This window comes from Pseudoalteromonas umbrosa, from assembly GCF_030125375.1.
In the GTDB taxonomy this organism is placed as follows: Bacteria; Pseudomonadota; Gammaproteobacteria; order Enterobacterales; family Alteromonadaceae; genus Pseudoalteromonas; species Pseudoalteromonas umbrosa.
Window position 1 is genome coordinate 323105 of sequence record NZ_JASJUU010000001.1, and the last position, 16656, is coordinate 339760.

The 16656-nt window shown below is 41.0% G+C and carries 10 protein-coding genes; 3 read left to right on the top strand and 7 right to left on the bottom strand.

The genetic code is table 11. From position 1 onward, the window contains the following. Positions 1-335 precede the first annotated feature (335 nt). Complete coding sequence (gene trpS / locus QNM16_RS01425; protein WP_284018818.1) at positions 336-1334, top strand: tryptophan--tRNA ligase; 999 nt, start codon at positions 336-338, stop codon at positions 1332-1334. A gap of 69 nt (positions 1335-1403) precedes the next feature. Here the strand turns inward: trpS and vioE are convergent, their stop codons facing one another. From vioE to QNM16_RS01455, 6 genes are all read right to left on the bottom strand, one after another. Continuing rightward, positions 1404-2006, bottom strand: a complete 603-nt coding sequence (vioE, locus tag QNM16_RS01430) for a violacein biosynthesis enzyme VioE (protein WP_284018819.1) — start codon at positions 2004-2006, stop codon at positions 1404-1406. 1 nt (position 2007) lies between these two features. Further along, the gene (gene vioD / locus QNM16_RS01435) at positions 2008-3144 is read right to left on the bottom strand and encodes a flavin-dependent violacein biosynthesis monooxygenase VioD (protein ID WP_063362673.1); all 1137 of its coding nucleotides are present in this window, start codon (positions 3142-3144) and stop codon (positions 2008-2010) included. After that, positions 3144-4433, bottom strand: coding sequence for an NADP-dependent violacein biosynthesis oxygenase VioC (gene vioC / locus QNM16_RS01440; protein ID WP_284018820.1), 1290 nt, complete (start codon positions 4431-4433; stop codon positions 3144-3146). Before vioC ends, vioD begins: the two co-directional genes overlap by 1 nt. 2 nt (positions 4434-4435) lie before the next feature. After that, positions 4436-7471 carry an iminophenyl-pyruvate dimer synthase VioB gene (gene vioB, locus QNM16_RS01445; protein ID WP_284018821.1) on the bottom strand — a complete coding sequence of 1012 codons (3036 nt, stop codon included), beginning with the start codon at positions 7469-7471 and terminating at the stop codon, positions 4436-4438. Between the two features lie 54 nt (positions 7472-7525). Continuing rightward, positions 7526-8824 (bottom strand): flavin-dependent violacein biosynthesis tryptophan-2 monooxygenase VioA, encoded by a 1299-nt coding sequence (gene vioA / locus QNM16_RS01450; RefSeq protein ID WP_284018822.1) that lies wholly within the window; start codon positions 8822-8824, stop codon positions 7526-7528. A gap of 736 nt (positions 8825-9560) precedes the next feature. Next, complete coding sequence (locus QNM16_RS01455; protein ID WP_284018823.1) at positions 9561-10943, bottom strand: MATE family efflux transporter; 1383 nt, start codon at positions 10941-10943, stop codon at positions 9561-9563. 288 nt (positions 10944-11231) lie between these two features. Between QNM16_RS01455 and QNM16_RS01460 the strand changes: the two genes are divergently transcribed. Together QNM16_RS01460 and QNM16_RS01465 are read left to right on the top strand one after the other, a co-directional pair. Then, complete coding sequence (locus QNM16_RS01460) at positions 11232-11627, top strand: MerC domain-containing protein (protein WP_284018824.1); 396 nt, start codon at positions 11232-11234, stop codon at positions 11625-11627. A 247-nt stretch (positions 11628-11874) separates the two neighbouring features. Beyond that, a complete protein-coding gene (locus QNM16_RS01465; RefSeq protein WP_284018825.1) occupies positions 11875-15282 on the top strand; it encodes a PAS domain S-box protein in 3408 nt (1135 codons plus the stop codon). On the opposite strand, the gene QNM16_RS01470 is transcribed toward QNM16_RS01465, so the two are convergent. Beyond that, on the bottom strand, positions 15274-16443 hold the full coding sequence (locus QNM16_RS01470; RefSeq protein ID WP_284018826.1) for a response regulator: 1170 nt from the start codon (positions 16441-16443) through the stop codon (positions 15274-15276). The two genes, QNM16_RS01465 and QNM16_RS01470, sit on opposite strands and share 9 nt — an antisense overlap. Between the last annotated feature and the right edge of the window lie 213 nt (positions 16444-16656).

Sequence of the window (16656 nt, forward strand, 5' to 3'; positions counted from 1 at the left end):
TCGTGTTTCTGTCCATGGTTTTAAAATGAGTTGAATATTTTTCACGCTTGTGAATTTTTATTGTGTTATTAAGTTTTGCTTGAAGCTTTTTGAATCACAGTAAAGGTAACGAAGGGGGGAGGTTTGAGTTTAAAAATATAGTCTTGCTGAATAGTTTTCCCTGTGTTAGCTTAAACACGTTATGAATACTTATAATTTTGAATTACTTATCAATTTATCTTGGTGGCGCTCTTAATAGAGCGGCGCTTGAATACGTGTGTTCAACTGCTGCCGAAAGGTGAAGGTTGATATGCAAACTCTGTCTCTTTCGGTAGTAAATAAACAAGGAGACAGCTATGACACATACCATTCTTACTGGTGACAGACCAACCGGACCACTGCATTTAGGCCACTTTGTAGGTTCCTTACAGCACCGTGTATCTTTGCAAGAGCAGCACAATCAAACCATATTAATCGCTGACATGCAGGGATTGACTGACAATGGCCACAACCCAAAAAAAGTTGCGGACAACATATTCAACGTCATGGCTGATTATTTGGCTGTGGGGATCTGCCCGACTAAAACGACGATTTGTTTGCAATCGGCATTACCTGCATTGGCTGAACTGGCCATGTATTATGCCAATCTCGTCAGTGTTGCGCGATTAGAGCGTAATCCTACAGTTAAAGCAGAAATCGCCAGCAAAGATTTTGGTGCTTCCATTCCGGCGGGCTTCTTAAATTACCCTATAAGCCAAGCCGCTGACATCACTGCATTTGACGCGACAATAGTGCCTGTAGGTGAGGATCAATTGCCTATGATTGAATTGACCAATGAAATTGTGCGTAAGCTTAACCATGTTGCTGGTAAGCAAGTTTTAATCGAGGCCAAGCCGTTATTGAGTGAGGTATCCCGACTACCTGGAGTTGATGGTAAATCCAAAATGTCGAAATCTCTTGGCAATGTGATCACCTTTGGTAGTACTGATGATGAAATAGCCAAAGCCGTACGTGCTATGTATACAGATCCAAATCATATTCGTGTTGATGACCCAGGTCAGGTTGAGGGAAATGTAGTATTTACTTATTTAGATGCGTTTCATGAAGATAAAAGCTATGTGGCATCGCTTAAAGAGCATTATCGTCGAGGCGGATTAGGAGACAGTAAACTCAAAGGAGTATTGGCAGATTGTTTAGTTAATTTAATCACCCCAATTAGGGCTAGAAGAGCACAGTACATTGCGGATCCTGCGCAGCTGAGAGCTGTCTTATTGGCCGGCACTGAGCAGGCAAATCAAAAGTCACAACAAGTACTTGGGAGAGTGAAACAGGCGTTTGGTTTGAATATTCTTTGAAAGGTGATTATGTGACCGACCACATATCAAATGTGGTCGGCACGCCTCATTCCCAATGCACTTGGGTTATTACTCAGGTTGTTTTAATGGCACGTGTTGGAAGATCTCTGGGTCAATTTCACGGGTGTTGAAATTAGGGAAATCTCGAACGGAAGCCATTTTTTGAGGGTCTCCTGTGACCATTCTCAAAAGCTGATTGGTATCTGCTTTGAAGTAATATGTGGCAGGGCCTTTGCCATTGGGGCGTTGGAAATGCCAAATATCAGCCTCAAACCCCAGAACCTCGCAAGTTCCTTGGAATTGAGCATCACACAATTCCAGTACATCTTGCATTAAAATGAGCTCATGGCACGGGTCAACTTCGTCATTTAAGACTTGTTCTTTAAACGTGCTTTGCTTATCCATGTGCTCACGGCTAAATGCCACTTTCGATTTGAAAGACTCGTTGGTTGCAGGGTACATGATTTCAGACATCCACAATCTATGGCCTGTTTTTTCTTCAGACCATGGATTGAAAAGACCGTCGATTCTGCACACGTTGCGGGTATAGTCAAACCAGCAATAACCCGATGTAATGTGCTCGTCCGGCTGCATCGGTTGCCAGTAAGAAATATAACTGGTGCTCCACTGCGCAGGTAGTTTTGGTCGCTGCTTTTGCTTTTGCAGGTCCATATTACTTCTCTCCACGAGCTAGCGCTCTTTCTAGTGCTTGGCCAAGTGCTGCTGGCAACGGCGGTAATTCGCTGCGGCGCTCTGCAAAGCTCTGTGCAATTTCTGGGGGAGATAAATGCATTCTGTCTTCGACAGTTTCAAACCACAAGCGGCTAATAGTGGCGTGTTGGTCAAATAAACGCATGATAGGCATGACGTGCTGGTTAAAGTCAGTCAATGCTGCTTGTACATTGTCTGGGTTATCATACACGGCCTTTACTAAGATCTGTGCCCCAACCACAGCCATGGTGGTACCGTGACCGATTGAGAAGTGGCCTGATTGCAATGCGTCACCAAGTAGTGCGACATTGCCATCAAATGCTTGTTCGTGGCTCAGAGTCATAAAGTTACGCCACTTTAGGCCTTCTTGCGCCATTACAGGGTTACCGTCTAAGTCATCTTCAAAAACTGATGCGATGAATTTTTCTGCATCTTGCGCTGACATTTCATCTAGGCCTGACTTTTGATAGGTTTCTTCGCTACATTCAACCACGAATGTGCTCATAGTACTTGAGTACTTGTAAGAGTGTGCGACAAAAATGCCTTTAGAATGAGATTTAAAAATCAGGTTCATGGCATCAAAAGTCTTAGGTGTGCCATACCACATGTAGCGGTTTTTACCGAACTCAATCTTTGGCTTAAGTGCATCACGGTAGTATGTGGTGGTGTGGTTGATACCATTTGAGACCACCACTAAATCATAGTCATTGCATAGCAGCTCAGCATCTTCAAGGGCTGGCTGCTCATAGTCAATGGTTATACCTAGGCTGACGCAAAGTTGTCTAAGCTCTCTGACCATAGACTTTCGCTCTGCACCGCACAGGGTCACGCCAGTACTTTTTAGCGCGCTTTGGTTGTGGTGAGTGAGTTTAAAGTCTTCTAAGTATTGCGCGTCTAGTGTTTCATGATTTGCTAAGTACGACAGCGGGTTCGCAGGGTGGTGCGGTGCACGACCTGGTAATACCACGCCCCAGCCAACAACGTTTGCATCTGGATGATTCTTTTCAATGATGCGAATATCCCAATCTGGTTGTAATTTTTTAGTTTCACTTGCGAACATCAGGCCAGATGGGCCTGCACCAACGACTAAAATCTTCATTAATTCATTCTCCCTATTTTATACCAAACGTTTTGCTTTTCTTGCTTGTCTCTAAGTTCACTGTAACGCATTGAAGTGAAATATAATTTTTCTGCCATATCTGGCGGGTAATGGTCTGGAAACTTTTGGTTCATGTAACGTGCAAATCGTGCTCGCATGAAGAAGATTGGATCTGAGCAGCTAAGCACCTCGTAGTTTGCACGGGCCATATCTTGCATGGCATCGGCTTCTATTTTACGAAGCTCTGTGAATTCACTCAGCACCTTGCCAAAGTCATCGCCATATTGCTCAAATAAAGTATCTAATACATATGCATCTTCAAGGGCCATATTCATACCTTGGCCCAAAAACGGCGCTGTGGCATGGGCTGAGTCACCAATCAGTAGCGCAGTGTTTTTATAGTGGAAGGTAGAAGAACGAACATTAATTAAGTCGTTGCTTGGCTTAACCATAAATTGTTCGAACATATCTTGGCGAATATCTTCTGGCACCATAGGGTAGTACTGATCGAAAAATGCACGCATTGCGGTGCTGTCATCACTGTGTAAGCTCACTTGTCCTGTATAAGGTAAGCACACAGCAAAACTGATACTGCCATCAGGTATAGTCGCTGCACGTCCTGCGAATTGACCGCCTGAGTCCATGCCAAAGAAGTAAAGTAGATCTTTGCGTAAGCCCACCTTTGAGGCATCAGGCACTACTAAAGTTTTGTAACCATGTTTAAAGAAAGACTGGTGGAACTCAAAGCGTCGACAGTTTGACTGCATCGCCTCTCGTACACATGAGCGCGCGCCATCTGCGCCGATCAGTAGGTCACCTTTGTGAGTGACAAAGTTGTCATTACTGTCTTTAGTCATGACTGAGCTGTTGTCTAAGTTTACTTCAAGACAGCGTTGGTCATAGTGGTAATGAACACCTGCCTGCTCTGCGTATTTATTGAGTAAAACTTGAAATGCACTACGACTTAATGACAGCGGCTTGAGCTTATCAAGCGGTGGCAATTCACGTGTCTTAGGCTCACCTTTGATAAAAAATGACATACCAGATACTTCAACGCCACATGCTTGTAATTCCTCAACGGGGATCCCTGCAGCGACAACAGCTTCAATGCCTCTTACGGTCATACTCACCCCAATGGCGCGTGAGCTAACTTGATCAATATAGTCGGCTTGGCTTTGTAGGGGGTTTCCACGTTTTTCTATGATGTGTACATCGTATCCACGTTTTGCTAAGTATATGGCTGTCAGGCCACCGGCTAGACCGCCGCCAATGACGATTATTTTCTTCATGATTAAGCTTCCCTTGAAAGTTTGCCAGTTGCGATTTCATGCATCTGATTTTGAAAAAACTCTAATAACTCAATTTGTGTTGTTGGAGGTTTTGCACAGACCATAGCTTTGCCCATATCAGCAAGTTGTTTACATTTTTCTGATATGGCCATACACCCTTGCTCTAGGTCTGGGAATACGTGTGTATTAATTGGCTCTGGTACGGGGGGGCCTGCATTTCGGCCCAGCGTACCCGATGGTAAGGTCATTAATAAAACCGATAGTGGTCTTAAAATGCCGGTCATTAAATCTATCGCGCCATTCATTAAACGAGAACGGCGCATACTGCCCAGTGGTTTTATTGCAAAGTGCTGCATCATGAGTTGAAACATCAGTTCGTGGCAGCCTTTATAAAATTGCATGAGCTCTACGGCAGCAGGATCTGTTACTAGATTACAGCCCATTCTCGGCTCAAATACTGGATTTTTTAATACGGGATAAGCTGGTTCGAACGGAATGTCGTTATTTGTTAAAGTTTTTGAGATCGCTCGAAGACGATTAAAGTGACTCACTTCAAATTGTGGTGAGTCAGCAGCAACACCTTCACCTTGCTCTGTGACAAAATTAATGGCAAAAAGTGCAGTGTCTTTGTCATACACTTCAAATTGATAACCGGGGTATTCGCGATTGATAATTTCATTTAAGAATAAATGGTGCTCACCACTGAGGTTAACGGGCTTCTTACTAAATAAGTCGGGGATCTCTTCAATCGCTTTGGTAATGTCGGCGTAAAAGTCTGCGATAGATTTCCCGACAGTTGGAAAAAACGCGGGCCACTCAAAGCGTACAAACTTTGCGATGATGTGTTCAGAGAAGGGTTCAAAAGAAAATTCGGTATCAAGTCCAAATTTGTCTTTTGCGTCTTCCCCAAGGACAGGTTTACCCGGATAAAACGGCTCACCAAGTGCCATCAGTAAGTTATTGACAACTAAATAATGGATCATTTCTTCATGAGCAATTTCGAGTAATGCACCACGCCAACCGCTGTTTAACCGTCTATCTTCGCCACCATTAACTAATTCAAGTTGTTGTTCACTCCAACGGCCCATAGAGACAAAGTGCTCACCAATTGCATAGTTAGGTAACGAATAGGCACTGTAGATATATTGCAACATAATTGACAGCTCAAGATCGACGGCATCTTTTAGTGCGTTAATCAGCTGTGATTTTGTTTTTATATTGCCACTGATTTGTGCCTTTGGCTGCTCATTAGGCAAGATATTCGGCATGGCCGATTGTTCGACATTACATAAATATTTTAAAAATAATTGTGCGTGTGCGGCGGGCATTTCACGAGTGCTTGGCATGTAATAGCTTTTATCCCTATTTTTTGGATCGCACATTTGCCACATTAAACGGGCATAGGTTTCGCACTTACATTTATCAGCCATGCTAAACACTGCTTCTGTCATAAATGGATAAAACAGCTCGTAGTACGCCATAACATGTTGGTACAAAAAGTCGTAGTTAACTTGTTCTGTCGGTGTGTCTGCAAGTGCCCAAGCATCTGGGAGCACTCTCACTTGCACTGGACTATAAAACTCACCTAAAAATAGCTCAGCGCCGCCAGAAGATAAACTCTCAACAATAATACTGCCCCGTCCATCTTCGTCAGTATCAAGGTAAGCAGAGCCAGTAATTTTGTCTGGTGTCAGAGAATGTGTTGCTAATTGAGATAGTGACGCTGGTTTTCCGCGATAATAACTGCGCACTCCTAACTCGATTGTGCTTGGCTCTCCTGTAACTGAATTTGGGCTTTCCATGGCGATAATATGTTGCTCAGCTTGAATGTACCAATCGCTTTCGTACCAAGTTTGACGTTCGGAACATAACTTCAATGATTGTTGCTCAAATTGGCTGTCAAACTCGGGGAGGGGGATGTCAATTATCCCAGAGTTAGTCGTGTTATTTAGATAACTCTCTTTTGGTATGGTGGCGATTATTTGACCGTTATTTGACTTTAAATATAGGTCGCCAAGATCTACTTTTTCACTGAGTTTTGGTGGCATGCCGTTCTCAATTGGCATGTCTTCTTCATATCGCTGGTGAGGTAAACTAATAGCAGTATTCAGGCTTAACCAGTTATCCTTGATTGACAAGGCGATTGGTGCATATTGTTCGCTGTTGTCTGGTCTTAATATTCTGCCAGTGGGACAAGTTGCCATATCGTCGTCATGCCACAAGCCTATTGTACCGTGTAAGTCACAAAATACAGGCATATTAGGCGCTTTGGGTGGAGACAAGTTGCTTACGCAGTATTGAACAAGCAAGCCTTTTACAGCAGGGTCTTGAAGCTTATTTCTTAGCTCAGCTAAAAATTCAGAATCTAAACCAAGCTGGTTAAGTATGAAGTCTTTACTGTCTTTATTCACTGTGAATTGAAATAGCCTAGCTTCGCTCATTTCCTCGTAGAGAAAGTGGTTAATCGGCTCTTCAATAAATCCGCGATTTAGCCAACGAACACCATGTGTGCAATCTATATCTGCAGAGAGAATATGGGCAGTATTGGCTGATGATTTAGGATCAGTAATTGTAAGCTGACCTGCGTAAATTAAGGCTGAATCTCGCCTCGTCGGATCGTTATCAACCCAACGTGCGCGATTAAATGAGGTTCTTAAATACTCGTTGTAATGTCCCCATAATGACAGTTTGTTGCCAACAAGCTTGTCATCTGTGATGTATTCACCAGGACGTAACTGAACTGACGTAACTAGGGTATTTTCCCAGCTAAAGTGATTGTTCCCGCGCATGTTATACCCTGCACTGAGGTTAAATTCACCTTCTTCGTCAAGTTTACCCTGAGCATTAAACTTGGGGCCAAGTGACTTTACATAGTCATGAAAGTTGCGTGGTGGTTTAGATACATCATAGGGTTTACCTTCCATGATGGCCGTGTTGTTCGATATATCTAACGTGTTGTTGATATTACGATTGCCTGTTGGCACATTAACACGCGCAACCCCTTTAAAATGAACTCGGGGAAAGTCGAGAATACTCATTTATTTAAACTTCCTAGTTACTGGTCTCTTAATTATCTCTATGTCTAATGACAGTTAAACGTGAGCAAGTTCACATTCTTTTTGTGCTTTTACTTGTCTTTGCTTCAATCTCTCAAGAAGTGTATTTGCCGCGCTGGTGCCAGCCATGATGCCACCTTCCATCCAACCGCAATGAGATGTGTAAGCATCTGATGCAGAGATGATGTGAGACTTTTTATGTGAGAGTGTTTTTGGGTGGTTAGGGCAAGACTCTTGCGAAAATTCAACGCCATGCACCCAGTGTTTATGAACATGGTTGCTCGGATCTGGAAGTTGGCTCACATGACACTTTAATGCCTCGGCCATCAATTCTTTCACTGTCTGTAAGTAATGTGCTTCACCTTTTAATGTGGCGTCACGCCAAAAGTTGGCATAATCACTGTCGGTATAAAAAAATACATACTTGTTATCTTTAAAATACAGCTTTCTGATAGGGTTATTGGCTATCACCACATGATCAGCTAAATCCATATCTTGCCACCAAGGTGCATCGTAAAAGAAGAAACCTTTGAACAGCGGAATAGAGCCATAGGTATAGTTGCTCCAATCTTGCGGGAAACCGCTATCGAGTTTTTTCATCGCTGTCGGCGGAAAAGTTAAAATCATCTCGCCTTCATTGATTGTCACTTCTTGCTGTTTTTCATTTTTTAATTTGAGCACTGGAGATTCAGTATCAGCTTCGATACTTGTTAATTCATGGCCAAAGTGGAATTCGACACCATGAGCAAGTGCTTGCTCATAAAGCTTCTCTGGTAATGCGGAAAATCCTTCCTTAAGGTTAAACCATTCATATCCTGCGTTTTCAGAAAACCCCTGGATCTCAGGGTGTTTTTCAATAATGTCGAAGGCAATATGTGGCGTAATATTAGGTAATGACAACGAATCATAACCGAGTGCATTGATCATCTCACGAGCTTGATTTCGTCCAACATAGATGGTTAAAAACTCTTCAAAGGAGTCATGTGCATGCTCGTCACACAAAGGTTTCAAATTTTTCAGAATGCTCTTTAAACTTTTATGCAATGCTTGTGGGCGCTTTAGTTGTGTAAAAGGGAATTTTTCATAGGCCAAGTTCAAGGATTTCACTTGCTCTTTGACATTATGATGAAGACCTGAGGAAAAGCGTCCAGCACCGAGGTCTACATAAAGATCATTGACTTTTATCGCATGCGCGCGTCCACCGACGCGATTTTTGTGTTCATAAACGCGAATGGTTTTCTTTTTACACTCATTTGATTTTGCTAACGTTAGCGCGCAAATGATGCCTGAAATGCCCGCCCCGATGATTGAGATTGTATTTTCTCTAACCGTCATGTTCCATGTTTCCTTGAGTTTTCCTAAAAACTTGTAGCTCTAAATGAAACTTCATTAATAATTAACATTATTTAAATATTAAAAATCATTGTTAAGCCGGTTTATTCACTGAAATACGGAAGTGTTAAATTCGTATTCCATAAAATCAATAGATTATGATTAATTAAACTCGCTGTAATTGCTGAGAAGAATGATACCACTATCGTTTGCAATAATTAACAATGATCACGAGAATGTTATTAAAATAATGATATTTTCGGTCTGTAATAATTTTTAAATTGTTTTGTTTATTGCAATTTGTGCATTTGCTTTATTGCGATATTTGTCTTAATTTATTTTTTTAGAATAAAGCACTATGCCAGTTTCATGATTGGTACATGAATTTTTGTTTTCAATTTGGGGATAAATATGTAGGAAATGTGGAGGTCAAATTTCAGCGCATTACACGAGTTGCTAGCGCTGGGTACAGAAAGTGTAAATAGCTAAAATGGACTACTGATTAAGGTATTGAATTTAATGAGCTTTTATGGTTTTTAGTTGGTTTTAAACTATCATGTAATGGTTTGTTTTGCAGATAGGGGGGCGATTAAAACTTGTAACCGAAAGCTTGAATTTTGCCGGTGGATTTGCTTTTCATTTGTACCGATTACCTAAAGTGGTAAAACAATAGGTAAATCGGTATTTGTTTATTTGCAATGTAAAAACTAAGATGAATTTTTTATAACTTGGTATGAAACTAGTTACTTTTTATTAGTTTTTTTAGTGTGAACAATGAGAAAGCAAGCGCAAACAACCCGCCAGCTGTATCTGCAATAGGGAAAGACCACCATAATGCGTCTGGATTAAATGCTCCTGGTAACACTGCCATGAGCGGTAAAAGTACAATGTAGGTACGTGCAGCATCAAGCATAGTTGCAGGAAGTGCTCTGCCCATGCCTTGAAATAGTCCGCTCGACATCATGCAAAACCCAGATAGGGCGAATGCACAAAATGAGATGAGTGCGATTTGCTTACCAAGCTCAGTGACTTGCTGATCTTGAGTAAATAATGCAATGAGCCACTGTGCGTTAAACGCGAGTATAAAAGTAACGATAAGGCCCCAACCAAAACTCACTGCACAGGCTACTAAGTAAGCTTTATATACCCGTTGATATTGACCGGCTCCATAGTTGAAGCCAGCAAGTGTCTGCAGAGCCACCATCATGCCTATAATAGGCAGGAATAAAAACATATAACTGCGTACTAGTATGCCATGAGCTGTAATTAGTGGCTCGGAATGGTTTGCAAATACGGTAGAGATTGAATAAATCGTCGCAGCAAGGATAACTGAGAAACCACCATGAGAGAGTAGTACTGGTAAACCAAGGCTTAAAATCTTAGTGTGAAATTTAAACGGGCTAAATAGTTGCTGCTTGCTAAATTGGACCTTGCTCTCTCCTTTTATTTGTAGCTGAATCGCCATGATGAGAGCGATGCTGATAGCGGCGATGGTCGCCCACGCAGCACCTGCTACTCCCCATTCGAATACAAATATAAAGACGGCATCAAGCACAATATTTAATACAGAAGCTGTGGTAAGTACTTGCATCATTGCTTTGGGATTACCAGAAGCCCGAAAGCCTTCTGTGATTTGATTGCAAACAAAGCCAACAACCCAAAATAATACAATGGGTGTGATGTAGCTGGTGGCTTGTGCTTTTAATGCTTCAGGCACCGCTAATAAGTTAAAAATAGTGTCCAGATTAGAATAGGCTAGTGAACACAGTAGCAATGCAGAGCCAACTGCGAGCAAAAAGGAGGCTGAGAACACCTGATTTGCATCTTGTTGGCGCTTTGCACCTAAATATCTAGAGATCAGTGACGCCATACCACTGCCTAGCATAGTGCTAATCGCGATTAATAGCATTTGAATTGGAAATACTGCCGAAACGGCACCCATTGCTTGTGTGCCGATACCTTGTGATATAAAGAGTGCATCCACAAAACTGTATAACCCGCTAATTAGCATCCCTAAAATTGTAGGTATGGCTAAAAAGCAAAACTGTTTAAAAATGGGAGCGGTTAGCAACGGTGACTCTTGTTGTTGTGCTAACTCAATGTCTGCTGTGGTCGTACTCATAGATTATCCTTGTGAACTGTTGATTGCTTTCGCTAGTGTACTGAAAAAATTTTAATAAAGTTAATGGTTTGTATGATTAATTTTAAATTTGTTGTTTTGTTATTGTTTGGCTGAGGGTTATAAAAACGGATGACTGATAAAGCTTGATGATTATGCGGTGTACTTTTTATGACTATTTATCTAAATCGCCGAGTTTAAGCCAATCTTGGCGTGAATATCTGTTGCTAATTAAAGCCCGTTTCTATATTTTATGGTGATGTTATATTGTATCTTTATTGAGAGGGTTAAATGCTAGGTAGTTTTCAACAAACTGGAGATAGAGTGTCTATAGGGCTTGCTTTTTTGTGTTTAGCTCACTGTCTCGTTTTACCTGTTGTTGTTTTAGCATTACCGTTTGTAGCGACAAGTTTTTTGCAAGAGGAAGCTTTTCATCAAATGTTGCTATTTGGAGTGTTAATTACCAGTGTTGTCGCTTTATATAGTGGGTGTAAATCCCATCAAAAGTGGAAAATATTTTACAGTGGTATTTTGGGGCTTGTTGTTTTGAGTGTTGCTGCATTTTTTGGACATGACTTACTCGGTGATGCAGGAGAGACTATTTTGACTGTTGTAGGCAGTTTGGTCGTTGCATACAGTCACCTCATCAATATTAAGACATGTAGAAGTGATGAGTGTCGCAGTTAAGTTATTTATTTTATCGTTGGGTTACTTATCTTGGTATCCCAACTAACTCTACAAGTTTGATTGTATTGTCAAATATATAGTGACAAATATATAGTAAATAGGTGATTTAAACACTATGTACTATGCTCAATGCATCGGCAATTTTGTTGGAGTGTGCATTGGCTAAAACTTTCCCTCTTATTCAAGCCTCTATCTTGTGGGCTGGCACTATCGTAACAACCTCGAAGTTCTCTATTGGTAATAGATAATGCATCTGTTTAGCAAATTTGTTCGTATTCCTATCGCGCTTAAAATTTTTGTTGTGGTGGTATTTGGTTTACTCGCACAAGCGGCTACGTTGCAATTATTTACGCTCAAGCAAACGACCGATAATCATTTAGTGACACGTATTGATGAAGTCAGCAGTCTGTTTGTACAAGCAAAGTCAGCGATTGCATTTATGGTTTCTGAAAACAGACAGGATGCAGTGGAAGAGTACTTGAGTTTAATGAAAACCCACTCGGATGTGGCCATTGCTTTGGTCTTTGACAGACAAGGTGCTGTAGAGACCACTACGCATAATCATTATCGAGGCAGCTCAATAGAACAAGTTGTACATGATTTTGAGCTCTCTGATGATTACCTGCAACAAATATTAACATCCAAAGTGGATTTTAAGGCGTACGATGAAAAATCAAAAAGGCTCGTATTAGCAGGCACGATTGCTCATCTGAAAACCAATCAAACTCAGAAACACTTGTTGATATTGGCTGATTATTCAAAAGCCGCAAGGTATATCCACAATTCTACGATGCACGCATTTACCCCATTGTTCGTTATTATGTTAATCACAGCACTATTGGTTGCAGTGATTTTTCATGTCTCAATTCAAAAGCGATTACAGAAAATATTTCGTCACTTTGATACTTATAACTCTAAAGAAGGGGCAACCTTGATAGAGATAAATGGTATGGATGAGATCAGTGAATTAGCGAGAAGAAGCAATCAATTATTTCAAGATCTTGCAAGTAGCCATGCAGCCACCAAAGAGCAAAAAGACTACTTTCAAGCTTTGTTTGAAGGCATTACTGATGCCGTTGTTATTGTGGATGAAAAAGGGCAGATTTTAGATATTAACCATGTTGCGCTTGCCTATTTATCTGAACAACCTGATAAATTTGCACAGTTTAATGCGCATTTTAAGTTATCTCATTCTTGCGATGAATCTCAGCTCTTGAGTTTGTCGATTGAGGCTGAAAGAAACCGTGGACATAGTAGTAAAAGCTTTTGGTTTTATGAGGGGAAATGGCATGCTATTAACTTGTCAGTGACTAAGCTAAATATGAAAAAGCAGGTGCTGACCTGTTATTTGGTTGCTTTTGTCGATCAGCAAAAAGAGTTTGAGTTAAACCTACAGCTACAGCTAAGTGAGCGTAAGTTTTACTCTATAATAGAAAATATCCCAGAAAGTGTGTTTTTACTGCAAGAAAACGGCGAAATAGCATATTTAAACAGCCAACTGAAACAGTTTTTATCAATAGAAAAACCGATAAAAGAAGCTGCCCACTTATTCCAGGCATGTCCTAAAAATATTGCTGAATTTATTATGCAGCGGATGGAGTCAGTCATGCGTGGTGAGAGCTATATTCGAGAAGAAGTGCACTATAAGCACAAGGGAGAAACTTTTTACAGTGCAATTACGCTTTTCCCAATTGTGAAAAGATCGGATAGTAAATATGCCATGGCCGGCGTTATCTCGGATATAACAAATCAAAAACGCACGGATCATACACTACAGCAAACCCAAAAAAGATTGGCAGGGCTTGTTAGGCATGCACCACTGGCGATTATTGAATGGGATAAATCGCTAACCATTGTATTTTGTAATCAAGCCGCATCTACGTTATTTGGCGTAGAGCAAAGTCGCTTAATTGATAGTAACTTATCTGAAGTGGTGACATCTGAATTTAATACTGAACTGGAAAATTACCTACTAAGTACTATTTCAAATGAGCAGTCAGCAAAGCAGCTTATAGCCATTACAGACGCACAAGGGCAGCAAAGAGTCACTGAATGGCAAAGCTTTATGGTGTTTGATAGTCCAAACGAAGCCCCCCGTTATGCCTCTTTGGTGTCTGATATCACGATGCTTCACGAAGTGATTGAATCATTGGAGTTAAAAGAAGCTGAAAAAGATGAAGTGTTACAGTCGATGGTGGATCCTGTGATCACCATAAATGATAAAGGGCAGGTTTTAACATTTAACAAAGCGGCGGAGGCTGCATTTCAATATCACGCTGATCATGTGATTGGAAAAAATGTGAAAATGTTGATGCCCGATGAGTTTGCGATGCATCACGATACTTTTATATCTAATTATATGACGACAGGGCATAAGCAAGTCATTGGTATTGGGCGACAGGTCTTTGGGCAGCGTGCCGATAGCAGTGTTTTTCCAATGCACCTATCTATCAGCGAGCTTCCTCTCATGCCAAATGGTGTAAGGCGGTTTATTGGTAACTGTGTTGATCTTACTAATATTAAAGAAAAAGAAGAGCAACTGAGGCGGTCAATGAAAATGGACGCACTCGGTAAACTGACCGGTGGAATTGCTCATGATTTTAACAACCTGATTGGTATTATGCTTGGTTACAGCGACATAATTTTAATGCAAGAGTCTTTAGATGAGGATATTCAAAGTCATGCTAAAGCAATTGTTAAAGCGGGGGAGCGGGCCACCAATTTGACGCAAAAGCTGCTGAATTTCTCAAGAAAAGAAAGTGAGCTCACAGAAATATTTTGTTTGAATAATGCATTATTGGATAGCCGCGAGTTATTAGAAAAATCACTTAAAGCGGATGTTAAATTAGATTTCTCTTTACATGAAGAATTGCCCAATGTCAGAGTTGATAAGCATGACTTTGATGACATGATATTGAATTTAGTTATAAACAGTGTGCACGCGATTGAAGAAGCAGGTATTGTGACTGTGGCGACGTCAATACACTGGTATCAAAATGACTTTATTAGTGCCTCCCCTAGCTTACATGTGAGGTGTGATGTTGCCGATACGGGGGTGGGCATTCCAAAAGAGTACTTAGATAGTATTTTCGATCCTTTCTTTTCTACAAAAGGGGACAAGGGCACTGGCTTAGGCTTGAGTCAGGTTTATGCATTTATCCAGCGTAGTAAAGGACAAGTTGAAGTAAAAACCAGCGAACAAGGGACGCAATTCTCAATTTACTTTCCTGTAATCGATTCAGAGATAAAGCAAAGCAAAGAAGTAAATATCGCATCACATCAGGTAAGCCATAAACTTAGTAAGATCTTGGTTGTTGATGATGAGTTGTCACTTGCCGATGTGGTTGCCAAACTGCTGCGCCAGGCTGGGCACCAAGTCGATATTTTTGAAAGTGGCACTGAAGCACTTCAGGCCATGGAAGTGACACAGTATGATTTACTTATTTCGGATGTGTTAATGCCTGAGTTAAATGGGTTTAGCCTGGCTAAAAGAGCTGCAGCAAAATACCCAGATATTAAAATTCAAATGATAAGTGGGTATGTGGATATTGAACAAGTAACGGACTTTAATCCAAATTTATATGAAAGCTTACTGCGAAAGCCGTTTCGCCCACAAGAGTTACTCAATAGAGTGGCACTGTTGAGCTCAAAATAGCTCAGGCTTTGTGGTGTTTAAATCGATATGCGTGTCGCTTTCAGGCGCTGATACTTTTTCCATGGCAAAGTACTTGTCAGTTTGCTCAATGACACTGGTCAGGTTGGACTTAAGCAAGTCCATTTTTGGTTCAAGGGCACTGAGTTTTTTTGCCTCTTTGGCTATCAAGTTAGCAATAAAAAGTTCTTGCTCCTCGGTTAAGTCGAGGATATGAAAGCTTGAAGATATTTGCTGGTTTAGGTCATTAGTTACATCAAGGATTAAGCTTTTATATTCGTCAGAAATGTTTTGCAATGAGCTTATACCGCTAGAAATGTTTAACACGATTTTCTCCATCGCTTGTTGTCGGCCCAAATCTAGTAGTTTGGATTCAACGCCTTCGATAATGGCGACGGAGATATCTTGTATTGCACCGCTTTCTTCGGGTGATTCAGGCATGTTTTTAATTAAAAAAGACACACTTTTTTCGTTTACAATCAACCTCCTACCGAAGTTGTGTAAACGGCCCTTTGTGCACAGTAGCTCAAAAATATTTTGCTCAATTGGACTAATTTGTGTCCCAGCGGGCCCGTAAAAATCCATTTGCTCTTGCTTTATCATGATGCTGCTGAGCATGCCTAGTTGCTTCATCGTCGAAAAAAACTGATTCACGACTTGCTGTAGATCATTGCATTGATTAAGCAGTTTAAAAAACTGCATGACTAGGCTGTAGTGTGAAGCCTGCTGCATTGATGACATGGCAAGAGTTATTGATTCTTGCTCACTGGCTTTAAGCAGGGTCTGCGATTGAATAAACTCACTGACTTTTTGCACTTTAGTGACCAGCTCTTTCATTTGAAAAGGCTTAGCAATGAAGTCATCTGCGCCCACATCAAAGGCACGTAGTCTCATATCCAAGTTATTGTATCCAGAGACTAAAAACACCGCGCAGTTAGTTGGTGATAGTTCGGTCTTAATTTTTTCGCATGCCGCTAATCCGTCTATACCAGGCATGCTGATATCCATTAAGACCACTTGAGGGGTAAAATTGTCGAGGATGTCGTAAGCCTCACTGGCCGATGCTGCCTGTTCACACACAAAGAAAGGTTTTAATGCTGCGCTTATCATGTCTCTTACTGCTTGCTCATCGTCAACTATGAGCACCTTTGCTTTGTCTGCCATCGTACACCTACTCCTGCGCTGAATCGTACTGGATAGTTAAACTTATTAACTCTACATCAGCATAGTGTACAACGGTATAATCTGCTAAGTATTCAGAATTGATTATTGAATTAATTATTTATGCTAGATATATAAAAGATTGCGAGTTTTTGGTTAAAAGGTGCTTGAGGATATAAACAATTTACTTAAAGAGGAAGGCGGTGGATTGGATTG